Genomic DNA, 23,169 nt, shown 5'->3' with positions numbered 1-23,169 from the left:
GCGGTGCCTGTTGAACACAGTATCCCCGCTTGCCTTTATTCTTCCAATTGCTCCATACGCTCTTCAATCTCCAGCGCTTCCTTCTTCATTTCTCTGGAAATACTCTCCAGATCAATTTCTTTTTTCTTTAAACGGTAATTTACAAATTCCTTCACCGCCATATAAATCACAGCAAAGCATGGTACACCGATAAACATACCGATGATACCAAACAGTCCGCCCCCTACACAGACGGAGAACAGAATACCGATACTTGGCAGTCCCAGCTTATCCCCCAGAATCAGCGGTCCCAGAATATTGCCGTCAAACTGCTGCAGGGCGAAGACAAAGAGTGCAAAGTATAATGCGGTAATCGGATGTATGATGAAGAGAATTACAATCCCCGGTACAGCACCGATAAACGGTCCGAATACCGGAATCATATTGGTAACACCGACGATCACCGATAACAGCAGTGCATACGGAAACTGAAAAATCAGAGATCCGATATAGCAGAGGATTCCGATGATCAGAGAATCGATCGCCTTTCCCACGATAAAGTTATTGAAGATATCACCGCTTGCCAGTACCATACGATGCAGATACTCGCTGATTTCCTTCGGAAACAGTGCATAGTTGATTTTTTTTGCATAGCCGGACAGACGTTCCTTGTCGATCAGCATATACAGACCAGCCATAATACTCAGCAGGATGTTCAGCAGTGTGCTTCCAAAGGCATAGGTGGCCTTTGCCATCTGCGGTAGTGCATCCGTTACAAAGCCGGTAAGCTTTTCGAAGAAATCGGTATCCGTAATGTAATTGGTGACCTGCTGGGTATCAATGGCATACTTTTCAACAAAATCCAATGCAAATTTCTGGAAATCCTCCACATAGCCCGGAAATGCCTTCACCAGGGAAAAGATGCTGTCAAACAGCTGCGGCAGCAGCAGTGCCAGAAAGGCACATACAATGATGATTCCAAGCAGAACCGCCAGTACGGCGGCAATGCTTCGTTTATGCTGCGGCTTCATGCGGAGCCTTCCAAGCAGCTTTACTTCAATCAGCTCCATCGGTTTATTTAACAGAAATGCTATCGCAAATCCAAGGATAAACGGTGTTGTCAGAGAACAGACGCGTCTGAGTGAGCGAATGATGAAATCAATTTTATCGAAAGCGAAATATATGCTGATTCCTATGGCGATCACAATCACATACAGCCATATTTTCTTTCTCATGTCCTCGGTTAATCTAAATTTCATATAAATCGCCTCCATCCCTATCTATTCTATCATGAAAATTCTGTTTCATTTCTTACAAATTCGAAAGTATTAGTCATTCAGGATCCTCTGCTTCAGCTCTTCAAACACATAGCGGTCCTCACGCATCTGCGCTTCCCTCGTATTGGCCAGTGTTCGTTTATGCACACTTAACAGCGGTGGCAGCTGAAGACGCTTGAAAGCGTTTTTTGCCCTGGTGGTCAGCAGCCACTCCAAATCCTTTAAAAAGGTATCCGGGTCATCGAGATGATAATATTTCATCCAGCGTGCAATGTCCTGCTTCCAGATACTGCCGTCTGCATAGCTCTCCATAAATGAGCGAAGGCTGAGGTCTGTACCCAGATGCTCGATGAGATAATCATGATAGAACCATTTCATCGGATCAAACTGTGCATCCTTCAATTCCGCACTCGGCGGCATTGTCCAATCCATCCCATGCTCATGCACGCACGGCAGCAGATTCAGCGGCACCACCTCTTTGCCGAAGTGCGCATTCAATGCTTTTGACAAATCAAACAGCTGCACCTTGGTCAAATCACCGATGAGCGACAATGCCCCGATGCTGTCCCCGTAGAGGGTACAATAGCCCAGAGCGGTTTCCACCTTATTCCCATTATTCACAACAACACCGCCAAGAATACCTGCAAAGCCGCTTAACAGATAACCGCGGGAGCGTGCCTGTACATTTTCCATTACCAGCGAAGGCATTGCTTCCACCGCGTAGCCGTATTCCTTATGAAACAGCTCAACACTTGCCTGCACGAGTGTTTCCATGTTTCCCTCCTGATATGCAATGCCCAGAGCCTTCGCCTCCGCAGCAGCATTGGAAATGGTCGTCCTACTGTTGTGGCGTGTTGCTATGTTATAGCCGTAAACACGCTTTGGCCCCAGGGCGGCAACCAGCAGTGCAGCCGTCACACTGCTGTCCAACCCACCGCTCATACCGACGATCCAGGGAATTGCACGATTGAATATCTGCGCATCAAAATCCCGGATTCCCAGAAGCAGCGCATCCAGCAGCTGCGGCTGTGTGGATTCCACTTCCCTTGTTTCCGCAAGGTCTACAATCTGCATTTCCTCATGAAACCAAGCAGCCTGATAAATGGTATTCTTCTGCATGCGGACACCGCTGCCTCCGGCCATGACCACAACATCCTTGCCACTGTTCTGCATTCCGAGGGCATTGGCATAAATGACATTGCCCTTTAAGCTGTATGTCTGATCAAGCTCGTACATTGCGGCATCCAGATTGATATTGATATCTGTTAGCTGAACCTCACGTCCAAAATTCAATGCAAAGACGTGTCCCTTAAATTCAATGGCGCTGTTGATCGGGTTTTCCTCGAAATAGCGCGCATCATCCGTAAAGGGCGTATTCCGCTTAACCCGCATATGTGTCTGCTTGCGATACGCAAAAAATGCCGCATTGAATCTTCTGCGATTGCGATAGCGGATATTTCCCCAGACAATGGCAATATCCTCACTTTCCGCAAGCAGTGCTTCATTGAAGCTGTCCACATAGCGGCACCAGTCATCATCCAGCCACAGATCACCGAGCAGATATCCGCTGACGGCATTCTGCGGAAATACAATCATATCCGCCTGTTCCTCTCTGGCCTTCTGAATCATCTGTTTCATATAGGAAACGTTTTCCTCACATTTTCCCTGTTTGACATGCATGGTCACAACGGCAACCTTCATGATATCCCTCCTCATCTTCAACATGAGTATCATACCATGAATCGTACGAGAATTGAAGAATTCCCTTTTAAAGTTGCGGCATCTCCTATATAATATAGAAACAGGAAAAGTGAGGTTTGTTGTATGGAACAATATATCGTAGAGGGGAATATCTCTGTAAAAGCCGTTTTACTCGCTCAGAAGCGGGACATTATAAAAATCATCGTCGATGAGAAGAAAAAGGATCGCGATACCGCCTTTATTCTTCGTCAGGCAGCACAGCGCAATATCCCGATCGAACAAAACAGCCGTCAAGCTATTGATGAGCTTGCACAGGGAAAAACGCATGGCGGGCTGCTGGCACTTTGCGGCGAGCGCCGCTTTCAGACACTGCAGGCTGTCGCTGAAAAGGATTCAGTTTTTCTGGCACTGATCGAGGGGGTGGAGGATCCCTTTAATTTCGGCTACATACTGCGTACGCTGTATGCGGCAGGCTGCGACGGCGTCATCATTCCACCGCGGAACTGGACAACTGCTGCAGGAGTTGTTACCAAAGCCAGTGCAGGCGCCAGTGAATATCTGAATCTGATTGTCGCAACGGATATGGAGGCTCTGCTTCAGGAAATGAAGCAGGCAGACATACAGCTTATATGTGCACAGCGCAAGGATGCAATCTCCCTGTATGACTATGCCTTTCCTTTAAAGCTGTGTCTGGCAATCGGCGGTGAAATGCGCGGGTTGAGTAAGCATGTGCAAAATCACAGCGACCAGAATCTGTTTATTCCCTATCGTCAGGATTTCCGCAATGCCATGACGGCAGCGGCATCTACGGCAATCTTCGCCTTTGAGCTTGTCCGTCAGAAAACAGCAGACTAACCATCCAAACCATGCAGCTTCGGCTGTATGGTTTTTCTTTTTCATATGCGCCGATACAAAAAAACTGTATCTGCAGGAGAATGTCGCAATGACATTTCAGACCTGCACATACAGTGGTATTTGCGTAGCTGTCCGTAAGCGTGAGGTTCCTGCATGCACTGCCCCGTTACGGCTCCTGCAGCAGTGCAGACAGCTCTTCCAGCTCATCCTGACGCATGCCGATGGATTTCAGATAGGAAAAACAGCCTGCTTCATCCAGCATGGTGAGCAGCGGCTGCAGCATGTCCGGTGTGCTGTCAAGCAATGCGCGCACTGCCGGGATCGCCATTACATCCGCCGGAAGCATCCGGTTTACACCCAATGCATTATAGGTGTCGGACACCTGATAATCCGCAAGGATATCCTCATTGCATACACCGCACAGCTTCAGCAGGAGTGCTGCCAGTATGCCGGTGCGATCCTTGCCTGCCGTACAGTGAAACAAGACTGCATGTCCCGCTTTCCTTGTATTTCGTATATGGCGAAGTGCTGCACATACCGCCTCCGGTACGGCTCTCACCATATCCACATAATCCAGCTTCATACTGTCAAGAAACCTCTTTTGAGCCTGCTCATCCAATGAATCCGCAAGCGGCACCTCCTCCTTCATAAAGGGAAGCGATACCCGCGCAATTCCATAGCGCTCGCTGTCATAGGGTGCCTGTATCTGTTCCGTTTTACTGCGAAGATCCAGAATCAGCTGAATATCAGCTTCCTGCAGCTTTTTCCAGTCCTCCTGTGTCAGGTTATTCAGCATATCACTGCGATAGCAGCACTGCCATGCCGTTATCGTTTCCCCACAGGGATAGCCGCCGAGATCCCGTACATTGCCGGCTCCCTGCAAACGCATACGGCGTGCTGTCCTCATTTCTGACTCCCCGTTTTTTGTTCATAGGGCCAGTGAACGATACCGCCGATGTTATACAGCTCATCATAACCAAGAGCCCGCAGCTTCTTCAATGCCGTCCTGGAACGCTGCCCGCTGCGGCAGTACAGATAATGCGGCTTCCCTTTCGCCACAACAGCAGCTGCCCTGTCTTCCAGCTCACTCAGGGCAAGGTGATCCGCTCCGGGAATATGACCATCCCGATATTCATCCGTTTCCCGCACGTCGATCAGCTGGATGTCTTTCCCTGCATCCAGCTCCTGCTTTACTTCCTCCATTGTTTTATCAAAAGAAAATCCAAACATAGCCGCCTCCTAATCCACGAACAGATAGCCGCAGAATATATATAGCATATTGATGTAAAAGGACCCCATGCCAAGGTATGCAAACCAGCGGTTCACAATGGCAAGATCCAGATAACCCAGCTGCATAAAGAGCAGCAGCAGAACGATAACGATTGCGACCACCTTGCGAAAAACAGCATTGCTTCGCTTTTTACGATTCAGTGAAACACCGAACATAAACAGAGAAGCAACCATGATGATGATCAGCAGCGTATGCACAAAGCCGCCCTTCAGCCAGGTTTCCACCAGCTTGGTAAGAAAGGCTGAAAGTACGATGATCAGCAGCGGTGTTCCCAGTCGTTTGACATCATCCATTTTATACTTCCTCGATGACCACTTTTTTCATAACATCGCCGTTGCGCATATTGCGTACAGCGCCCAGATTGTCTGTCACCTTGCCGAATACGGTATGTACCCCATCCAGATGCGGCTGCGGACAGTGGCAGATAAAGAACTGACAACAGCCGGTATCCTTACCGCGATGTGCCATAGACAGGCTTCCATCCTCATGCTTATGCGGGTTGTTTGCCGTTTCACAGGGTATCGTATAGCCCAGATCCCCGGCACCGGTTCCATATGGGCAGCCGCCCTGCGATACAAAGTTTTTAATGACACGGTGAAAGGTTTTGCCATCGTAATAGCCCTCCTTCACCAGCTTGACGAAATTCTCAACGGTGCGCGGAGCATCCTCCGGATACAGCTCAAAGGGAAGCTCTGCCCCGTTCTCCATTGTTATTGTTCCATGGTATATCATGTTCATTCCTCCTATTTCATTCTATAAATATACTATAATCCGACAAAAAAAACAACCGCCGGGAAGCTGAGGCGGTGAAAAGCATACAAACGGAAGCGTCGGTTCAAACTCCTGCAGTTCCCTGACTTTCAGCCCTCCAAAAGGAAAAGGGTTATGCCAGCAGTACCATATTGGCACTGTTCAGGATGCGTATTCTGCGCTTTCTGAAGATTTCGTTTCCGAATACTCCGTCAAATGCAAAATCATCAAACAGCCTGACCCGCCCTGTCATCGTATCCTTAAGGGTGATTTCAGCCTTATCCAGATAAAGCGTCCATTGCTTGATAATCTTTAAATCCATCCTTTCCAGTCCATGCACGCCAAAACCCATGGCACTGCCTTCATGTACAACCGTGAGCGCATGCTCCTGAATCGCCTGTTCCCCAATCCAGCTGACACGGGAGCCGCTGTCAAAGCCAAACAGCGAAATCTCCTGATCGGCTCGTTTTACCAGAAAGCAGGGAAAGCTTCCCTTCAGCATATTGGGATAGGGGATCCGAAACCTGTTTTTCAAAACGATGAACTGCTTTGCGACATCATCCAGCTCAAAGTCAAGCTGATGCAAAATATCCCAGCCAAGAATTCCGTCAAAGCCGAACAGATCGATGTTACCGAAGCGCAGGGAAAAATCTGAGGAATCCAGTGCAATCATCGCCATGTTTAAAACCTCCAGTCCCCCCAGCTGGACGGAGTCCGCCACCAGCCCCTGCATATCCCGCCGGGTTCCGCCGATACTTCCAATCTGCAGTTTACCTCCTGTTTTTTTCAGCTTCAGCTGTGCAATTTTTTCACTCTTGATGCCGCTGATCTGTGCTCCTGTATCCACAACAAAAACAGCCCGTACATGATTGATATAGACTGGAATTGTAAACAGTCCGAAGATATTGCGGGAAAGCGGAAGGGAAAATTCACGCTGATAATAGCGCAGCTCCCATGCATGTTCCTTCCCCATCACCTGCTCCTGCGCTTTTAATAATGCACTCGGAAACAGACCAAGGGATATCCGTTTCCTCTGTTCCTCATATTCTGACGGCTGCACATGAGCGGCAGGATGACTTTGTACCTTACAGCTATGCATGCCATCACCTCCTGTCTTTTGTGTTCGATTATATCATAAGCATATGTGAGAATTGTGGGTTACTTTCCTTATGGTGCGGATTTTTATCAATTTCTCAAGTTTTTCGATTGCAGCTGCCTGTTCAAGCAATTCCGGTACAGCCTGCTGTACACGCATCCTGGCATAAAATAATGAAAGGTTGGAAAGAATACCCACAGATTACGTTTTCATGTTGAAGAGTTCTTCATGGTATAGTAAAATGGATGCATGGTAAAAACATGGAAAAGGAGTGATTGATATGCAGACAAATAAAGCTTCACTGCCTGTGATGAGTGTTCAGGGAAAGGTGGATCATCCCATCATGAGCGGAAACGGATATCGTGTCGGTTATGACGGATATGGCAGAATCCCGATGGCGACAGGCGGTATTATTTACAACTATAAAATCGGTGATTCCTGCATGGGTATTGCAGGAGATCACATAGAGCCGGGCGTTAGTCTGAAGAATCCTGTAGAAAAAGAAAACAATGCACTGCAGGCCTTTGCCTGTATCGGAAACAAAGCGAAGGTCATCAGCGGCGATGCAAAGGGCAAAGAGGGCTATGTGACCGGGAAGCATGGCGGTATTGATCATGTAATGGTTTATTTCGATGAAGAAACGCTGGAGCTGATGACAACAGAGGATAAGGTGCTGATCAAAGCCTGCGGACAGGGACTTAAACTGATTGATCATGAAGAGATACAGCTGATGAACATCGATCCAGCGCTGTTTGAAGGACTGGGAATCGTGGAGGAGGAGCAGGGAATCAAAATACCGGTTGTGACCTGTGTTCCGGCCTATCTCATGGGAAGCGGTTTGGGAAGTGCGACCACCATGCTGGGAGATTACGACATTATGACGCAGGATGCACAGGCAAATAAGGAATTCGGAATCAATGAGCTGCGCTTTGGTGATCTGGTCATGATTAAGGATCATGATAACCACAACGGTCCGCACTATCGCAGGGGAGCGGTATCTGTCGGTATTGTTGTGCATGCGGATTCCTATACAAGCGGACACGGCCCCGGACTGGCTGTGATTATGAGCAGTCGGTGCGGAAGCATTGAGCCGATTCTGGATCCAAACGCGAATATCGCAAACTATCTGCATATAAAATAACTATACCAGCTGCAGCATATTGGATATGTGCTGCGGCTGTTTTCATATGCCGGTATCATCGATGAACCATCTAAATCAAAAGCGGATTGCAGAAAACCGCCATATAGGATACACATATACGCCTACTGTATACACCTGCCTATTCAGAGAAGATTATGATTTCATACGACGAGTACCCTCATGCCTTATGAAATGTTGGCTATTTTGTATACTGTACACAAAAAAATGCTTCCATACCGTTCTCATGACGGCGGGAAGCATTCTATTAACCTATACAGCTAGTCTCTGTTTCCTACAAAACGCAGAATATACAGAAAGATATTGATGAAATCCAAATACAGCTCAAAAGCAGAATAGATCGAAAGCTTTTTCAGCATTTCTTCATCCCCTTCATAGCTTGCATACAGTGCCTTCATCTTCTGTGCATCATAGGCAGTCAGTCCGGTAAAAATCAACAGACCGATGGCACTCATCAGCATTGTGCTGGTATCAGCCCCCATGAACATCATAATAACCTCAGTGATGATCAAAGCAAGCAAGCTGCCAAAGAGAATCGGTCCAAAGCGGAGCAGATTCATTTTCGTCGTATATCCGATGACAGCCAGACTTCCGAAATACACAGTCGTCATCAAAAACGCCATAGCCAGTGTACCCGGCAGGTATACAAGAGCAAGCGTTGAGAAGGTGATACCGGTCAGCATAGAGTACGCCAGGAATAAAATCTTGGCACTTGTGGCGGACATCTTCATCAGACGTGCCCCCAGAGCGATGACCACACCGAATTGTGCGGCAATCAGAATCAGTGGCGCAAATCGCATCGTATAAATATAATAAATCAAATCTGTGGAGTATACAGCAAAGGCAGTAGCCGTAGTCACCAGAAGACCCAATGTCATCCATCCAAATGTACGTACAGCATGCTTCTGCAGGCTGGTTGCTGCATATTGCGGCTCAAAATAATCTTCATTGCGTTCAAACATAAATATTCCTCCTTTTCCTATAGTATAAGTCATATTGTATCATTTTTACAGTAAAATAGAAAGATTTTGCGGTATTTTATGATTCTTTGTCAAATGCATGCACAATACCATCCGCAATCGCCTTAGCCATTGCCTCCTGATTCTTCTCTGATTTCAGATAGGACAGGTCACCATCATTGGATAAAAAGCCTGCCTCCACTAAAATTGTCGGAATATCGGTATATTCCATCAGAGAAAGCGGGGCGTCCGCCTCATCCTTCAGCCCTCTGCTTTTCATCCCCTTCAGACCCGTGAGCTGTTTATTTACCTGCTTTGCCAGTGCCCTGCTTTTCGCATCACTCTCTCTTACCCAGATTTCCGCACCTCTTGCGGAATCCTGCGCTGTATCCGAAAAATTCATATGAATCGATATAAAATAATCCGCTTTTGATGTGTTGGCAATGCGGGAACGCTCCAGCAAATCCTTTTCATTATCCGACGGCCAGGACACCTTGTCCTGCACTCGTGTATACACAACATCCACATCCTGCTTCTCCAGCAGCTTTCCGATTTTTTTCGTCAGCTGCAGTGTAATGTTTTTTTCCTTTGTGCCATCCGCCGCAACACTGCCGTCATCATAGCCGCCGTGACCGGCATCCAGAACAACCCGTCGCTTTGTGACCTTCTTTTCTTCAGCCTGCTTCTGTGTACGGATAACCAGTGTTTCTGCCTGCTGCTTTTTATCTGCTTTTTCCTGTGCATAGGCATTTCGTATAAAGGGTACGATTACGAAACAGAATACAATGACAGAAAAGAACAAAGCATGTCGCTGTACAAAATTCTTTTGCATGAAATCACCTCATGTTAGTTATATAAATCTTTTTTCAGCTCCTGAATCTCCTCATATGCCGGACTTTCCTTATCCAGCCGTGAGGCATAACGCTCCAGAAGCCTGCGTGTACGTTTTTCATCATCATCCAGATATGCCAGAGCATAATGCAACACCACGTCGGTTACATCACAGTGTGTGGCTAACAGCTTTTGAAACATCTGTTCTCCTTTTTTTGATTTAAGTGCGATATATGCCTTTGCCTGCTCATACTGCATCCCGACACGGAAGAAATCGCTCGTTTTGGAAAATACATGCAGAAACTTATCGACAAATGCGATAAGTACGCGGTACTGTTCCTTGTCCCTGCTCCATCAATAGATCCAGCAGAAAGGTAACCACACCAATCATATCCAAGCCATCGTTAACCTGATACATCATAGCTTCCAGGCTGTCAATATGAAATCTTTTCGCAGTTTTAAACAGCAACCGGAACTGTTCCAGCAAATCCGCCGCAACCTGTTCACTGCCCTGTTCCATCAAATCCAGAATCGCATCGGATATAAGACCGTAATGGGTAAAGCCGAAGTCCTCTCTTCTTGCAATCTCCAGCACCGCTTCATCGATGAAGGCTTTGGGGAACGTTGCATGGGTATCGTCAATCTTCTGTGTTTCAAAGATAGCATCCGCGACTGCAAGATCGTTGTAGGTGGCTTCCAGACGCCCCCGAATACCCTCACAGGTAAGCGTACACCCAAGCTCCGTAAGATACGTATTGATTTCTTCACTGCGCATACCTCTGATTTTGTTCACCATGTCCTGCGACGTAACCTTTTGCAGATACAGCTCTTTCATAAGATTCACTCCATTTCTCGTTCCTGCAGCTTCCCGGGGTGGTACCGGGCTTGATTGTCCGATGCTGCTTATCTTTGGAATTTTCAAATCCCGAGTCATAACGATATCATTTTTTTTACAAATTTGCAACCCATGTTCTCTCTGCCATCTTTTGAAAGGCCTTTCTCCGAATGACTGACACAGCTGACAGCTTACCATACCGTGGATGGTGTTCTTTATGAAAAATATTGCTGGTGAAGTGTATGCAGTGCGCAGACAGCTTGCAATTTCCTTGATTGTTCAGGCATCCAAACACCCGGTCTTGACAGCGACTTATACAAAACAGTGATTCACTATGAGTCTGAATGCAAAAACACAGAATCGCTTCCACTGGACTGTGAAATGGTTCTGTGCTTTCTATTATGGTATACCCCATTCAAACAAATGGGGAAAACAGCCGGTATATCCGTTTTTATTTATCCTGCAGACTTTCACACAATGCATACAGACCATCCAGAAACCGTTCATTGTCCTGCTGTGTCCGCTTTTTCGCATGATTTCCGTAATTGCCATGCTTACGCTCCACACTGCCGACATGACGCATTGTGAGAAGGCGATTGATATTTTCCGTTGTATAGGGGACTCCATTGCAGGAGATCGGATATCCTTCCTTACTGAGAACCAGTGCAGCCAGACCGTAATCCTGCGTAACAACAATATCTCCCTTTTTTACATGCGACAGCAACAGAAAATCCGTACTGTCTCTTCCTTTATCCGCCATAAGGATAACGACATGCTCATAGGGAAAGACATGGGAGGTATCACATACCAGTGTTACAGGAAAACCGAAATCCTCTCCTGCCTGCAGGGTTTCCTCAATCACCGGACAGCCGTCCGCATCGATATAAATATCAGACATGCTCGACCAGATGCGGGTCATAGCCGTTGTTTTTCAGAATTGCAAGCACATCTGCGATATGCTTGTTATCATTGGTTTCAATAATAACGCCGACTCTGCACTGATTAAACAGCATGGCATTCTGAATACGGTTATGATTTACAGAAATGATATTGGCTCCGGTTCTGGATATCAGCTCAATCATACGGGACAGATTCCCCGGCTTATCCATAACGTTCATATTGATGACTGCCTTGCGTCCGGTCTTCATCAAGCCGAGGTCGATTATTTTAGACAGCAGATTGACATCGATATTTCCTCCGGAAAGAACTGCAACGCATTTGTGATGCTTTAGATCCACCTTACCGAACATCGCCGCCGCAACACTGGTGGCTCCGGCTCCCTCAGCGACCATCTTCATTTTCTCTAGCAGTGTCAGTATGGCAGCCGCAATTTCCTCCTCACTGACGGTTACCACCTCATCCACGTACTTGCTGCACAGCTTATAGGTCAGCTTTCCCGGAGTTTTTACAGCGATTCCATCCGCGATCGTACTTACATTCTGCAGCTTGATAATCTCCTTCTTTTCCAGCGACTGCTTCATGCTCGGCGCATGCTCGGACTGTACGCCGATAATACGGCAGCTGGGACGCATTGCCTTGATTGCAACGGCGATCCCGCTGATCAGACCGCCCCCGCCAATCGGTACGATTACCGTATCCACATCACTGAGCTTATCCAGAATTTCCAGACCGATCGTTCCCTGTCCGGCAATGACATATTCATCATCAAAGGGCTCCACGAATACTGCGCCTGTGATTTCCTGCAGATTCTTCGCATACTCATAGGCATCATTGAAGGTATCTCCCTGCAGCTCCACCGCAACACCATAGCTTCGCGTTGCTTCAATTTTAGACAGCGGAGCGGTTTTCGGCATAACGATCGTTCCCTTGATTCCCATCTTCATGCAGGAATAAGCGACTCCCTGTGCATGGTTTCCGGCACTTGCGGCTATCACGCCCTTCTCGCGCTCCTTTTGTGTCAGAGAATGCAGCTTATGGTAAGCTCCACGCAGCTTAAAGGCACCGGTTCCCTGCAGATTTTCCGCCTTGATCCACAGATTTTCATGCAGCTTATCCGCATGCACCAGCGGTGTTTTGGAAATAACATCCTTCAATACTTCCTTGGCATCATAAATATTTGAAATATCCATACGATTTCCTCCTGTATCCTTATCTGTATTGTACTATGAATATCACCGTTCGAAAAGAGTGTTTTTCTACAATTTGGATACATTTTATTCACATTGTTTTTATATTGCATACAATCATCTATGTTATGCATACATATTTGTTTCATCGTATATATATCGTAGAATCCTGTATATCGTATCTGTTTCAGTATTCCCCGCCGATGTTCCTTCATACCAATAGCCGCGTCCGTCCGCAGCCATTCTCCTTATGGAAGTATAACCGTAAAAAAACTGCCGTCTCCAGTTGGAGAACAGCAGCTTTACAGACTTAGTCTTTTTCGATGAAGTCCAGCAGCTCCTTGGCCGCAATATTGATACCGTCACGGTTTTCTTTATCAAGTCCCAGGTGGGTGTAAATTTCTCCGACGAAGCAGCCGCTGTCGCGCAGTGCGACAAACATCTGGTCAATCAGAGGCTCACAAACCTCCTGCTGCTGCATCGGTCCAAACGGGTTCGCAAAGTAGGTTGTGGAAATACCGACCTCCTGTGTCGTTCCCTTGGCCATACGTTTTCCCTCCTTGCAGGTTGCCTTCGCATCCTCAAGAGTATCAAAACGATGCAGCCCCAGCTTATCATCATAGTTATTTGCATAGGCAAATAAGTCAATTCTATGATTCATCGCTACGATTTCATATGGTGCAGCCGGTGTGATAACACGGGCATTGTTGCTGGATTCCGGATTCATGAAAATGGAGCGGTCCATATCACGGTACGGGGTTCCCGGATCAAGATCATCCAGACGGATAAAGGCACCGATTTCCGTACCCTGTCCATAAGGAACACCGTCCTCCAGATGAATGGTACCCATATCATCAAAGACAACCTCAATGTCCTTAATGACATCCGCACCAGCAATTTTCAAGGCTTCAATGGATTCGGACTTACCTGCTCCGGAATCCCCCATCAGCATAATACCCTTGCGTTTTCCGCTCTTTAAGGTAATATTGACGAATGCTCCGTGAATCGGCAGCCAGCCCTTCTGCATTTTTCTTACGTTGTGCAGTGTCAGTGTCATTTTCTTCAGATAACCGAAGTATTCAATACGTTCATGATAGCTGACACATCCGATCCATACATCATCCTCGGCATCATAATGGAAGGTTGTCTGTTCCTTGTCATCCTGATTACCGAATAAACAAATCAGATCCGGTTTTTTGCGGCACTCATCCTCATTCGCCAGCTCAAACAGATTTGCCAGAGATACGGCAGAGGAAATAAAGTCACGGTGGAAGTAGATAAAGGCAAGCAGGCTTCCGACCTTGCATGGGTAACAGAACCATTCATCCGGTGTTCCGGTAAATTCCGTAATCGGATTGGTATCCCGTTCTGTAAACATCCCGGTACGCTTGTTTGACTTCGGATGAAGGATCATCGGTGTCCGCAGCATAACGGACTGAATGAATTCGATATCCTTTAATGCATCGTATTTAGGGCTCAGCTTTGGATTATCAATGTTTTTCACTGCAATCGATGCATTGGTACCAGCCTGCAGCTGACGGTATACACGGTTTTTTCTTCCCATGATCTGTTCCTCGATGTTACGGTACAATCCAAGAATCAGACTGGTAAAGCTGGAATCTGCGCCTACAAAGGTCAGATCCTGCAATGCATTCCCCTGTCCGATCGACATCACGGAGAATCGCTGATGCTTTTTCCAGAAGTTGTACATCTCCTCCACGAACTCCAGAAGCTTCGCTTTATCGTTCAGATATGGAGAATCCACCTCTTCCGCTTTGAATACACGCAGCATGCGGAACAGCTTCAGAATTTCAAAGGTTGCCTCTCTGGTTGTTTTGCCGTTCAATGCGTAGAAGTATAAAGCCTCGTTATCAGCTTTTAAGTAATCCAGGTAGTTATGAACATAATTACTGAACGTGGAAGAATTCAGCAGCTGGTCACCGGAATGTGCGTATCCTGCGCTGTAGTTCAGTATTGCAAGTTCTTTTGTTAAATACAATGTCTCTTTCATAATCTGCTCCTTTCAAATTCAAAAATGAAGTTGGAAAATAAAGTTAAATAACCCTATCGGGTTATATTATACAATAAAAAGAAAAAATAAGAAAGTAGTTTTTGTAATATTTTCATTTTATGAAAACTTTTTCAATTCCAATTTCTGTTTCGCAGCTGTGCTCACCTGTCGCACAGCATACTGGTAACGATTACATGATATGCGAGAGCCGGGAAAAGTATACCGCAATTTTGTCACACGATCGTAAAAAGACCGTATTTTTTTGAAATCCTGAAGCACTTCGGTCTTCCATATAATATAGAAAGCGATGATGGGGATTCTCATCATCAAATGATCCAACCGTATTTCACCTGTAGCTGTAAGGTACCTTTCCCATGTACCTTACAGCAGTTATTAAAAGCTTCAGCACTTGCATAGGCAGCCTGCTCTTCGCATGCATCACTTCGCGCTCTAAGCTTTAGAAAAAAGTCCGAATCCCCTTCGAACTTTTTCACAGCATATTCAGACTGCCTGAAAATCTCACGCAGACTTATTTCTGTAATTCCTTCTTGACCATGTCAACAATCTCATGCAGGGAAACATCACTGCTTTCATCAGCTGTTCTGGCACGGAATTCCACATTGCCGTCCTTGATTCCTCTGCCGACGGTGATGCGGTATGGAATACCGATCAGCTCCATATCCTTGAACTTCACGCCCGGACGTTCCTTGCGATCATCCAGCAGAACATCAATGCCTTCTTTTTTCAGTGCCTCATACAGTTCATTTCCAATGCGCATCTGTTCATCATCCTTGCTGGACACAACCACCACAGCGACCTCAAACGGTGCCACGCTTGTTGGCCAGATGATACCGGATGCATCGTTATGCTGTTCCACGATTGCCGCCATGCAGCGCTCCAGACCAAAGCCATAGCATCCCATTTCCACAGGATGCAGCTTATTGTTGACATCCTGATATTCCAGACCGAGTGCCTTTGCATATTTGGTTCCCAGCTTGAAGGTGTTGCCGACCTCAATGCCCTTACAGAACTTCAGCGGTTTTCCGCATTTCGGACAAATATCCCCTTCATGAACCTGCGCGATATCCGCAACGGTTTCCACTGTGAAATCCTTCAGGTTTACATTTTTGATATGATGATCGGTTTTGTTTGCTCCGACGATAAAGTTTTTCATATTTGCCACTTCACGATCCATGATAATCGGACACTCCAGTCCAACCGGACCTGCAAAGCCAACCCTTGCATGAGTAACACGTTCCACCTCATCAAAGGACGCAAGCTCCATTTCATTTGCCTGCAGCAGCTTCAGCACCTTGGTTTCATTCAGCTCCCGATCCCCCTTCAACAGGAAGGCCATCGTTTTCCCATCAACGGAATAAATCAGTGTTTTCACAAAATCATTTACGGATTTCTGGAAGAATGCCGCAACATCCTCAATTGTTTTCGCATCCGGAGTTTCCACGATTTCCATATCCAGCGCCTCTTCATCGGATGGCCTGCCGGTATCGATAACCTCGGTGATTTCCAGATTACTGGAGAAGTCACAGCCCTCACAGGTCACCACGACATCCTCCCCGATTTCGGTGATTGCCTGAAATTCCTCAGACAGAGAACCGCCCATAGCTCCGGTATCCGCCTTGACGATCTTATAGTTCAGATTGCAGCGATCCATGATATTCTTATATGCTTGAAACATCTTCATATAGGATTCCTGCAGACCGGCTTCATCAATATCAAAGGAATACGCGTCCTTCATGATGAATTCACGCACACGGATCAGTCCATAGCGCGGTCTTGTCTCATCACGGAATTTTGTCTGAATCTGATACAGGTTATATGGAAAATCCTTATAGGAGCTTCCCTTCATCATCGCTGCCATGGTAAACAGCTCTTCATGGGTCGGTCCCAGCACATAATTTTTCTGATAGCGGTCCTTTAATGCAAACATATTGGAGCCAAAAGCCTCACGGCGTCCGCTTTTCTCATAAATTTCTTCCGGTATCATGGCAGGCATGAGCAGCTCCTGTGCACCAGCGGCATCCATTTCCTCACGTACGATTTCCTCAATCTTTTTCAGTACGCGTTTCCCCATAGGCATAATCATATAAAATCCACTGCTGCTCTTTTTGATCATTCCCGCACGCACCAGCAGATTTCCGCTTGTACTGTCTTCATCCTTCACGTTTTCCCGCAATGTATAAAAATACGACTTACTCAGTTTCATAATCTTCTCTCCTTAGTATCCTTTATAAAGCACTGCGATATCCGACACCTTCGTTATGCCGCAATACCGTATACCCACATATCCACACACCGTTCAGTATATACCGGAGCGATTCCTTGTCACAACCTTGCGAATCATGGCGTCCTTTTCCAGACGCAGGGGTACATGGGTTCTGATTTTCTGCATTGGTGTTTTGGCAACGTCCAAGAGATTTCCATCCATATCATAGAGCTCCTGCAGCTCAAAACGTGTGGCGGATATCGTCGGTCCAAAAACCTCCGCAGCGATATGTCCGCGAAAGTTATTGCGCACCTCCAGCGTTGCCATGCCGCTTTCTTCCTCATAATCCAGAACATAGGCGATAAATTCCTGTGTCACACCGGCTCCGTTGACACCGTACAAATGCCCGTGAAAGCTCGGCATACCCTCATAGAAGCCGCACCCGGTGGGTCGGTTTTCCGCCTTTGCCAGTTCATTATAATACCATTCCATCCGTTTGTCACTCAGTCTTCCGCCTTCCGCATAAATTTCATCAATCAGCATGCGGTAGGTTTTGATCAGGGTGGCGATGTAATACGCGCTTTTCATACGTCCTTCGATTTTCAGACTGGCGATACCCGCCGTAATCAAATCCGGAATATATTTGGCAGCCATCAGATCCTTGCTGGACATGGAAAACAGATCCTGTTCATCATGCAGTGCACGATCTCCCTCATACAGACGATATTTCCAACGGCAGCTCTGCGCACACCCACCGCGATTGGCATCACGGCCCGTCATATTGTTGCTGAGTACACAGCGTCCTGAATAGGAGATACACATACCGCCATGGATGAAGACCTCCAAAGGTACCTGCGTATGAGCGGCACTTGCTTTGATTTCCTCCAGCGTAACCTCACGGCCGAGAACGACACGATCCATGCCTTTCTCCTGCCAGTAATTTGCGGCGCTGGAATTGGTGGAGGAATGCTGGGTGCTAACATGAACCTCCAGCTTCGGTGCCCATTTTTTGGCACACATCATGATGCCGGGAGAGGCAGCGATGATCGCCGTTACACCGATTCGCTCCAGCTCTATCAGATATTCCTTTAAGCCGTGTAAATCCTCTTCATGGGGCAGCATGTTCACGGTCACATGCACATGGGCGCCATGCTCCTTCGCAAAAGCAACCCCCTCTGCAATCTCCTTTAATCCGAAATTGCTGGCACGGGAGCGCAGGGAAAACTGCTTGCCTCCCAGATATACGGCATCCGCACCGTACAATACCGCGATTTTCAAACGCTCCAGATCACCTGCCGGAGCGAGCAATTCTATCTTCTTCAAGCTCTCACCTACTTTACCTTGCTTGTTTTCGTATAATAGAAGCCATGACTCACATGATCCTCTTTGTATTTCTTTTCATATTCCTGATAGGTCTGACGGCCGTCCCGCACGCCCTTTAACACATCCTGATACAGACGAAGCGCTTCACATACATACTCGATATCATGGAAGATACCGTCAATGCGAAAATGCCGTACACCCGCTTCATACAGCTCCCGTATTTCTTCAAAGGAGACAAGTGTAAATCCGGTAAACACATGGGTTCCAAGCGCATCCTCAACAATCGGCATATGATCATCCCGTGTTTCCTCCATCAGATACAGCTGATGATTGTCCGTTACCGCTTCCTCTTTCCCCAGAAACTCCATATAGGCACTCAGCAGCTTCCGCTTGGAATGCATCATATTCAATCTGCCATGCAGAACGACTTCACATTCCCCCTGTACATCCCGTGCCACTGTACACATTTCCTGCAGGGTGATTTCCTTGGATATGGTTGCCATGCGGATTCCCTCATCCAGATAATACTGCATATCCATGGCATTGGTAATCAGGGTGTCCGGATTGTAAATAAGCCGGTCCTTCATATCAAGACGCGCTGCCTCATAAAGAACACCCTCGTCCCCGTAATAGATGCCTTCCACATCCAGCTCCTTCAAAAGCTTCAGAAAGTCACGCAGCCTCTCCAGCTCTTCCTCCACAAAAATGCGGTTGACCAGAACATACATGCTGATTTGACAACGGACACATTCCGCTTTGATATCCGGCAGCTCTTCTATTGGAAAACAGGCAGCTCCTCTCGCCGAGAAAAACGGTACCGCAATCTGTACACTCTGCGCACCTGCCGTCTTTAATTTTTCTATATCACCAAACGCAAATGGTGTTGCGATGAAATCAACCATAACGTCACCTTTCCTTTATGTGTCGAGTGCACGAAGGCACCGCTAACACTGCTTTTTATTATAATATATTCTGTACAGAAAAGGTAGGGAAAACATCTATTTCAAACAAAAAACCGCTTTTCATACCGTTGATGACCATGATGTATCCGCGGTGTACATGGAAGAAAAATGTCCAAGGACATTCCGAAAGACAAAAAGCAAAGATAGATAAATAAAGAAGGATTTTGTATAATAATATGGGTGATATATATTTCCGCTTTTGAAAACAAACATACAGTAATTGCGACGGGATATTGTGACTCTTATTTCCCAGGGTCAAAGTAACATCATAAGGCTCGTTTTTTAGAAGAAAAAACTTACTAAATTTCTGATTATCTTTTCATAAGTTGGTAAATGCCGATATATCCCGTATTTTAGGGCTTTATCGGTATTTTCTTTTCGGAAGATACCTTGCATAAGCTGGCATTTACCAGCATGAAAATGCAACCAAAAGTAGTAAATGAGTAGTAAATATAAGCTCCGATATTAACAAGCCAGTCTTTCCAGTTCCGCTTTTGCAGATTGAAATGTACCGTGTGCGTAATAGCCAAGTGTCATGGTTATGTTGGCGTGTCCCATGAGATATTGCAGGGTGTTTGGGTTCATTCCTCTATTTGCCATATTCGTACAATAAGTATGTCTGAATGAATGTGGTGTGATGTTCGGTAACTTATCCGTATGATACTTGTTATACTTCTTAATTAGTCCTCGCACCATGCCCTCATAGTTTCCTGCAACTTTAGGCAAGCCCTCACGGTTTAAGAATAGAAAATTGCTGTAACCACCTACAATCAGCGGTTGTGCTTTTCCTCTGTTCTTTAGTATTCTTTGGATTGCTTGATAAGCCCGTTCTGTCAATGGAAGTTCCCGTTTTCCGTTTTTGGTCTTTGGTGTTTCAATATAGTAGCCCATTTCGCTATCTTTCAATAGCTGGTGGTCTATATTGAGTATTCTGTTCTGCATATCAATATGCGTCGTCAATCCGCAAAATTCAGAAATACGAAGTCCCGTTTCCAGCAGAAGCACAACCTCATCATAATACTTGCTGTAAATCTTGTCCTTTTCCATAAAGGCAAGCAGGCGTTCTTCCTGCTCTGGTGTAAGGATAACTTTCTGCTCCGTATCATCTTCCAGAACATCACTTAGCTTAAAGTCAAATGGGTTCTTTCTGATACAGTCGTCTTGTATCGCCATGTAAAATGAAGCTTTCAAGGAACGCTTATAGTTATCAATCGTTTTATAGGCATATCCTTTTTCGCTCATTCTGATAGCCCATTCTTTAGCGTCCGACTGCTTAACAGTATCAATCGCCCTCATACCCAATGGGTCATTTTTCAGAGCATTCATAAGATACTGTCGTCCCTTTTCAGTAGCCCTTTTGATGTTCTTTCTTTGGCTGTTTTTCTTGTCGTAGAGCTGGCAGACTGTCATTTTACCGCCGACTGTGTCGATACCGTCGTTAAGGTCTTTTTTTATCTGTGCTTCTTTTTCCCTCAATGAAATATCATCACGCTTTCCAGCAGGTGTCTTGTCTGTCGGTACAAGTTTCCAAGAATAGATAAATTGTGGCTTTCCGTATATATCGGTATATTTATAAACGTATCTTCCGTCTTTTCGCTGGCTCTCTCCATTACGCAAATTGCGATTTTTACTGTCTTTTCGTTTTACATTAGACATAGTGTAAAGCTCCTTTCCGTCATGGAATGAGCCGTGATACGCTATATCTTATTATACCATATCTACGGCTCAATGACATTAGATTTCGTCCAATGTATCTATGATTTTTTCAAATTGTTTTCGCTTAATCTGAATACGATTACCGTTCACGATAACCCAGCCAGCGTCAATATTTTCTTCGGCTAATTTACGCAATTTCTTTTCGCCAATGCGGAAGTATTTAGACGCTTCTTCAATCGTCAGAGTATATTTTTCCCAGATAGGCACATCAGTATTGTTCATAATCTATGCACCCCCTTTACTGTGTGTCATTTTTTACAAGCAGGCAGACGGCTTTGGAAAGCTCCGTTGGTATCTCAACCATTCCCATTCCTGTGGGCAGAACCGCACCATGCGGACGTATCATTATTCTGTGAGGATAGGTCGTGGCAAAGCGACTTTTCCAACGGTCGCTCTCGGATCACTGCATGGGTCGCTCGCTTTCTTTTGGAAAGGTCATGGCGTACAGTCCCCGTGGCTTGCTATCTCACAAACGTATCTGTCTGCTTTATTCAGTTGTCAAAGACCAGACGGGCATAATCAATCCCGATATGAATTAGAAGCGTTTAATATCAAAGTTTAAGATTTTACGAATAATCGCTTCTTTGATAAAACCTTTCATTTCCAAATCTACCGCAAGACGCAAGTTGTTGTTATCATCGTAAAACGGACGCATACAGCACTGATTGATAAATGGGTCGTAAAACTCCAAGATTTTTGAAATAGCTGTTTCGTCGCCGTCGCATGCTTTGGAAATAACCGTGAAAGTCGGTGTCAGCTCTTTTGGCATTTCTCTTTTTCCTCCTCAATCAGTTGCTTTAGCTTGTCGAGTGCTTGTATTCTGCATTTTGTTACATTAGCTCTGGAACAGTCAAGCATTTTTCCAATATAAGTGTCCGTGTCCCCAATGAAAAAATACTGTAAAACGATATTACGCTTTCGTTCTTCAATAGCTTTCAATGCACGAGCCAGTTGTTCATCTTCGATTGACACTTTTTCGCCACAGACTTCAAATACTGCAACATAATCCGTAGAATATGTATCTTCTGTGCCTATGGAATTTAAGAGGTCGTCCATAATTTCGGCGAATGGCATTTCTTTTTTCTCTGAACGACGTATCGCTCGATAGAAGTCAATCGCTCTATGACGTATAACTGTTTTAATAGCACAATCGAATTGATGACAGGTTTTTTCTTGTAGTTCTGACGGTTTTATTTTCCTCACCTCCTTTCGCTAGTCGAAAAGAGGTGTCTGCCCCTTTTCATATATACCGCGTTGAAAGTGGGGTACAGCGTAACCAAAATCAAAAAAAACTTAAAAAATTTTTTTCTGGCATGAAAAAAGCCCGCACAAAACATATAGTCTGTACGAGCCTTTGAAACTGTATTGTATTTAGTTCTTATAACAATGCCGTTAGGGTCAAATTGATTGTGTCGAGGTATATCTAAAATATTCCATAATGACAGCTCCTTTACGGCACTATTCTTGTTTATTCAGACAGAAAAGAAATTGCACCGTTTTTAATTTCTAAGATTTCGTCGGCTTCTTCTGCCAAATGCTTACTGTGTGTAACCACAACAACACATTTTCCTAATTCATGTGCAGTCTTTTTCAGCAAAGCAATGATTTCATCAGCGGTAGTTTCATCAAGATTTCCCGTCGGTTCATCTGCCAAAAGTACATGAGCGTCGCTGGCTAATGCTCTTGCAATCGCTACACGCTGTTGCTGTCCGCCAGATAGTTGCAATACATTTCTCTGCCAGTATTCTTTTCCAATACCGACTTCTTCCAATAATTTTTCAGCATTTCCACTACCACCTAGTTTGACATTTTCAACCGTTGTCAAATAATCAATCAGATTATAATTTTGAAATACCAATGAGATATTATGCTTTCTGTGGTAATTCAGCCCTTTTTTTGTAATATCCTCGCCATTGCAAAGGACAGTCCCTTTTACTGCTGTATCTAAGCCTGCTAACAACGATAAGAGTGTTGTTTTTCCTGCACCACTCGGACCGATAATGGTATAAAAGATACCCTCCTCGAAAGTAGCAGATACATTATTCAAAATGGTTTTATCTTTTTTTGTTTTGTAAGCATAGCTTACATTCTTTACTTCTAACATTTTCGTCGT

Annotated in this window: 24 protein-coding genes; 2 read left to right on the top strand and 22 right to left on the bottom strand. The window is 45.6% G+C overall.

The genetic code is table 11. From position 1 onward, the window contains the following. Nucleotides 1-35 precede the first annotated feature (35 nt). Entirely contained in the window at nucleotides 36-1,238 is a 1,203-nt protein-coding gene (locus ACG3M1_RS08295; RefSeq protein WP_002608352.1) for an AI-2E family transporter, read from the bottom strand. A 69-nt stretch (nucleotides 1,239-1,307) separates the two neighbouring features. Further along, complete coding sequence (gene nadE, locus ACG3M1_RS08290) at nucleotides 1,308-2,957, bottom strand: NAD(+) synthase (RefSeq protein WP_009269447.1); 1,650 nt, start codon at nucleotides 2,955-2,957, stop codon at nucleotides 1,308-1,310. Nucleotides 2,958-3,080: 123 nt separating this feature from the next. On the opposite strand from nadE, the gene ACG3M1_RS08285 reads away from it, so the two are divergent. Then, entirely contained in the window at nucleotides 3,081-3,812 is a 732-nt protein-coding gene (locus ACG3M1_RS08285) for a TrmH family RNA methyltransferase (RefSeq protein WP_008819028.1), read from the top strand. 166 nt (nucleotides 3,813-3,978) lie between these two features. Here ACG3M1_RS08285 and ACG3M1_RS08280 read toward each other — a convergent pair whose 3' ends face one another. From ACG3M1_RS08280 to ACG3M1_RS08260, 5 genes are all read right to left on the bottom strand, one after another. After that, entirely contained in the window at nucleotides 3,979-4,719 is a 741-nt protein-coding gene (locus ACG3M1_RS08280; RefSeq protein WP_009269448.1) for a tyrosine-protein phosphatase, read from the bottom strand. Then, nucleotides 4,716-5,042 (bottom strand): rhodanese-like domain-containing protein, encoded by a 327-nt coding sequence (locus tag ACG3M1_RS08275; RefSeq protein ID WP_002608348.1) that lies wholly within the window; start codon nucleotides 5,040-5,042, stop codon nucleotides 4,716-4,718. The genes ACG3M1_RS08280 and ACG3M1_RS08275 overlap by 4 nt, the downstream gene beginning before the upstream one ends. A gap of 9 nt (nucleotides 5,043-5,051) precedes the next feature. Beyond that, the gene (locus tag ACG3M1_RS08270; RefSeq protein ID WP_002608347.1) at nucleotides 5,052-5,396 is read right to left on the bottom strand and encodes a hypothetical protein; all 345 of its coding nucleotides are present in this window, start codon (nucleotides 5,394-5,396) and stop codon (nucleotides 5,052-5,054) included. A gap of 1 nt (nucleotide 5,397) precedes the next feature. Next, nucleotides 5,398-5,835 carry a peptidylprolyl isomerase gene (locus ACG3M1_RS08265; RefSeq protein WP_008819030.1) on the bottom strand — a complete coding sequence of 146 codons (438 nt, stop codon included), beginning with the start codon at nucleotides 5,833-5,835 and terminating at the stop codon, nucleotides 5,398-5,400. A gap of 151 nt (nucleotides 5,836-5,986) precedes the next feature. Continuing rightward, a complete protein-coding gene (locus tag ACG3M1_RS08260) occupies nucleotides 5,987-6,952 on the bottom strand; it encodes a retropepsin-like aspartic protease (protein ID WP_009269449.1) in 966 nt (321 codons plus the stop codon). Nucleotides 6,953-7,229: 277 nt separating this feature from the next. Here ACG3M1_RS08260 and ACG3M1_RS08255 point away from each other — a divergent pair, with 277 nt between their 5' ends. Next, nucleotides 7,230-8,090 carry a DUF4438 domain-containing protein gene (locus ACG3M1_RS08255; protein WP_009269450.1) on the top strand — a complete coding sequence of 287 codons (861 nt, stop codon included), beginning with the start codon at nucleotides 7,230-7,232 and terminating at the stop codon, nucleotides 8,088-8,090. 278 nt (nucleotides 8,091-8,368) lie between these two features. On the opposite strand, the gene ACG3M1_RS08250 is transcribed toward ACG3M1_RS08255, so the two are convergent. From ACG3M1_RS08250 to ACG3M1_RS08180, 15 genes are all read right to left on the bottom strand, one after another. Further along, entirely contained in the window at nucleotides 8,369-9,070 is a 702-nt protein-coding gene (locus tag ACG3M1_RS08250; protein WP_008819033.1) for a Bax inhibitor-1/YccA family protein, read from the bottom strand. Nucleotides 9,071-9,146: 76 nt separating this feature from the next. Beyond that, nucleotides 9,147-9,899: an N-acetylmuramoyl-L-alanine amidase family protein gene (locus ACG3M1_RS08245; protein ID WP_009269451.1), complete on the bottom strand. Its 753-nt coding sequence runs from the start codon at nucleotides 9,897-9,899 to the stop codon at nucleotides 9,147-9,149. Between the two features lie 14 nt (nucleotides 9,900-9,913). Beyond that, complete coding sequence (locus ACG3M1_RS08240; RefSeq protein WP_395815168.1) at nucleotides 9,914-10,099, bottom strand: hypothetical protein; 186 nt, start codon at nucleotides 10,097-10,099, stop codon at nucleotides 9,914-9,916. 103 nt (nucleotides 10,100-10,202) lie between these two features. Continuing rightward, entirely contained in the window at nucleotides 10,203-10,733 is a 531-nt protein-coding gene (locus ACG3M1_RS08235; protein WP_395815165.1) for a hypothetical protein, read from the bottom strand. A gap of 451 nt (nucleotides 10,734-11,184) precedes the next feature. Next, complete coding sequence (locus ACG3M1_RS08230; protein WP_009269453.1) at nucleotides 11,185-11,631, bottom strand: YaiI/YqxD family protein; 447 nt, start codon at nucleotides 11,629-11,631, stop codon at nucleotides 11,185-11,187. Continuing rightward, nucleotides 11,624-12,823, bottom strand: coding sequence for a threonine ammonia-lyase (ilvA, locus tag ACG3M1_RS08225; protein ID WP_009269454.1), 1,200 nt, complete (start codon nucleotides 12,821-12,823; stop codon nucleotides 11,624-11,626). The genes ACG3M1_RS08230 and ilvA overlap by 8 nt, the downstream gene beginning before the upstream one ends. 307 nt (nucleotides 12,824-13,130) lie before the next feature. Beyond that, a complete protein-coding gene (locus ACG3M1_RS08220) occupies nucleotides 13,131-14,831 on the bottom strand; it encodes a hypothetical protein (RefSeq protein ID WP_002608338.1) in 1,701 nt (566 codons plus the stop codon). 529 nt (nucleotides 14,832-15,360) lie between these two features. Beyond that, complete coding sequence (locus ACG3M1_RS08215) at nucleotides 15,361-17,055, bottom strand: proline--tRNA ligase (protein ID WP_395815162.1); 1,695 nt, start codon at nucleotides 17,053-17,055, stop codon at nucleotides 15,361-15,363. A gap of 93 nt (nucleotides 17,056-17,148) precedes the next feature. Further along, nucleotides 17,149-18,378 (bottom strand): peptidase U32 family protein, encoded by a 1,230-nt coding sequence (locus ACG3M1_RS08210; protein ID WP_009587870.1) that lies wholly within the window; start codon nucleotides 18,376-18,378, stop codon nucleotides 17,149-17,151. Between the two features lie 8 nt (nucleotides 18,379-18,386). Further along, nucleotides 18,387-19,280: a peptidase U32 family protein gene (locus ACG3M1_RS08205; protein WP_008819041.1), complete on the bottom strand. Its 894-nt coding sequence runs from the start codon at nucleotides 19,278-19,280 to the stop codon at nucleotides 18,387-18,389. 525 nt (nucleotides 19,281-19,805) lie between these two features. After that, nucleotides 19,806-20,996, bottom strand: coding sequence for a tyrosine-type recombinase/integrase (locus tag ACG3M1_RS08200; RefSeq protein ID WP_077726429.1), 1,191 nt, complete (start codon nucleotides 20,994-20,996; stop codon nucleotides 19,806-19,808). A 78-nt stretch (nucleotides 20,997-21,074) separates the two neighbouring features. Then, nucleotides 21,075-21,278, bottom strand: coding sequence for an excisionase (locus ACG3M1_RS08195; RefSeq protein WP_004613735.1), 204 nt, complete (start codon nucleotides 21,276-21,278; stop codon nucleotides 21,075-21,077). 313 nt (nucleotides 21,279-21,591) lie between these two features. After that, nucleotides 21,592-21,825 (bottom strand): helix-turn-helix domain-containing protein, encoded by a 234-nt coding sequence (locus tag ACG3M1_RS08190; RefSeq protein ID WP_032509628.1) that lies wholly within the window; start codon nucleotides 21,823-21,825, stop codon nucleotides 21,592-21,594. After that, the gene (locus ACG3M1_RS08185; protein ID WP_021423055.1) at nucleotides 21,810-22,259 is read right to left on the bottom strand and encodes an RNA polymerase sigma factor; all 450 of its coding nucleotides are present in this window, start codon (nucleotides 22,257-22,259) and stop codon (nucleotides 21,810-21,812) included. Before ACG3M1_RS08185 ends, ACG3M1_RS08190 begins: the two co-directional genes overlap by 16 nt. Before the next feature lie 265 nt (nucleotides 22,260-22,524). Continuing rightward, nucleotides 22,525-23,160 carry an ABC transporter ATP-binding protein gene (locus ACG3M1_RS08180; RefSeq protein ID WP_021423054.1) on the bottom strand — a complete coding sequence of 212 codons (636 nt, stop codon included), beginning with the start codon at nucleotides 23,158-23,160 and terminating at the stop codon, nucleotides 22,525-22,527. Between the last annotated feature and the right edge of the window lie 9 nt (nucleotides 23,161-23,169).

The sequence above is a fragment of the Clostridium sp. 10cd* genome (assembly GCF_044336395.1).
GTDB classification, from domain to species: domain Bacteria; phylum Bacillota_I; class Bacilli_A; order Erysipelotrichales; family Erysipelotrichaceae; genus Clostridium_AQ; species Clostridium_AQ innocuum.
The sequence above is the reverse complement of the archived record's forward strand: the minus strand, read 5'-3'. Positions and strand labels throughout refer to the sequence as shown.

What these genes read in the sequence shown, in the direction of transcription:
- ACG3M1_RS08295 (WP_002608352.1), bottom strand. Translation starts at nt 1,238, where the DNA reads ATGAAATTTAGATTAACCGAGGACATGAGAAAGAAAATATGGCTGTAT.
- nadE (WP_009269447.1), bottom strand. Translation starts at nt 2,957, where the DNA reads ATGAAGGTTGCCGTTGTGACCATGCATGTCAAACAGGGAAAATGTGAG.
- ACG3M1_RS08285 (WP_008819028.1), top strand. Translation starts at nt 3,081, where the DNA reads ATGGAACAATATATCGTAGAGGGGAATATCTCTGTAAAAGCCGTTTTA.
- ACG3M1_RS08280 (WP_009269448.1), bottom strand. Translation starts at nt 4,719, where the DNA reads ATGAGGACAGCACGCCGTATGCGTTTGCAGGGAGCCGGCAATGTACGG.
- ACG3M1_RS08275 (WP_002608348.1), bottom strand. Translation starts at nt 5,042, where the DNA reads ATGTTTGGATTTTCTTTTGATAAAACAATGGAGGAAGTAAAGCAGGAG.
- ACG3M1_RS08270 (WP_002608347.1), bottom strand. Translation starts at nt 5,396, where the DNA reads ATGGATGATGTCAAACGACTGGGAACACCGCTGCTGATCATCGTACTT.
- ACG3M1_RS08265 (WP_008819030.1), bottom strand. Translation starts at nt 5,835, where the DNA reads ATGATATACCATGGAACAATAACAATGGAGAACGGGGCAGAGCTTCCC.
- ACG3M1_RS08260 (WP_009269449.1), bottom strand. Translation starts at nt 6,952, where the DNA reads ATGCATAGCTGTAAGGTACAAAGTCATCCTGCCGCTCATGTGCAGCCG.
- ACG3M1_RS08255 (WP_009269450.1), top strand. Translation starts at nt 7,230, where the DNA reads ATGCAGACAAATAAAGCTTCACTGCCTGTGATGAGTGTTCAGGGAAAG.
- ACG3M1_RS08250 (WP_008819033.1), bottom strand. Translation starts at nt 9,070, where the DNA reads ATGTTTGAACGCAATGAAGATTATTTTGAGCCGCAATATGCAGCAACC.
- ACG3M1_RS08245 (WP_009269451.1), bottom strand. Translation starts at nt 9,899, where the DNA reads ATGCAAAAGAATTTTGTACAGCGACATGCTTTGTTCTTTTCTGTCATT.
- ACG3M1_RS08240 (WP_395815168.1), bottom strand. Translation starts at nt 10,099, where the DNA reads ATGTTTCAAAAGCTGTTAGCCACACACTGTGATGTAACCGACGTGGTG.
- ACG3M1_RS08235 (WP_395815165.1), bottom strand. Translation starts at nt 10,733, where the DNA reads ATGAAAGAGCTGTATCTGCAAAAGGTTACGTCGCAGGACATGGTGAAC.
- ACG3M1_RS08230 (WP_009269453.1), bottom strand. Translation starts at nt 11,631, where the DNA reads ATGTCTGATATTTATATCGATGCGGACGGCTGTCCGGTGATTGAGGAA.
- ilvA (WP_009269454.1), bottom strand. Translation starts at nt 12,823, where the DNA reads ATGGATATTTCAAATATTTATGATGCCAAGGAAGTATTGAAGGATGTT.
- ACG3M1_RS08220 (WP_002608338.1), bottom strand. Translation starts at nt 14,831, where the DNA reads ATGAAAGAGACATTGTATTTAACAAAAGAACTTGCAATACTGAACTAC.
- ACG3M1_RS08215 (WP_395815162.1), bottom strand. Translation starts at nt 17,055, where the DNA reads ATGAAACTGAGTAAGTCGTATTTTTATACATTGCGGGAAAACGTGAAG.
- ACG3M1_RS08205 (WP_008819041.1), bottom strand. Translation starts at nt 19,280, where the DNA reads ATGGTTGATTTCATCGCAACACCATTTGCGTTTGGTGATATAGAAAAA.
- ACG3M1_RS08200 (WP_077726429.1), bottom strand. Translation starts at nt 20,996, where the DNA reads ATGTCTAATGTAAAACGAAAAGACAGTAAAAATCGCAATTTGCGTAAT.
- ACG3M1_RS08195 (WP_004613735.1), bottom strand. Translation starts at nt 21,278, where the DNA reads ATGAACAATACTGATGTGCCTATCTGGGAAAAATATACTCTGACGATT.
- ACG3M1_RS08190 (WP_032509628.1), bottom strand. Translation starts at nt 21,825, where the DNA reads ATGCCAAAAGAGCTGACACCGACTTTCACGGTTATTTCCAAAGCATGC.
- ACG3M1_RS08180 (WP_021423054.1), bottom strand. Translation starts at nt 23,160, where the DNA reads ATGTTAGAAGTAAAGAATGTAAGCTATGCTTACAAAACAAAAAAAGAT.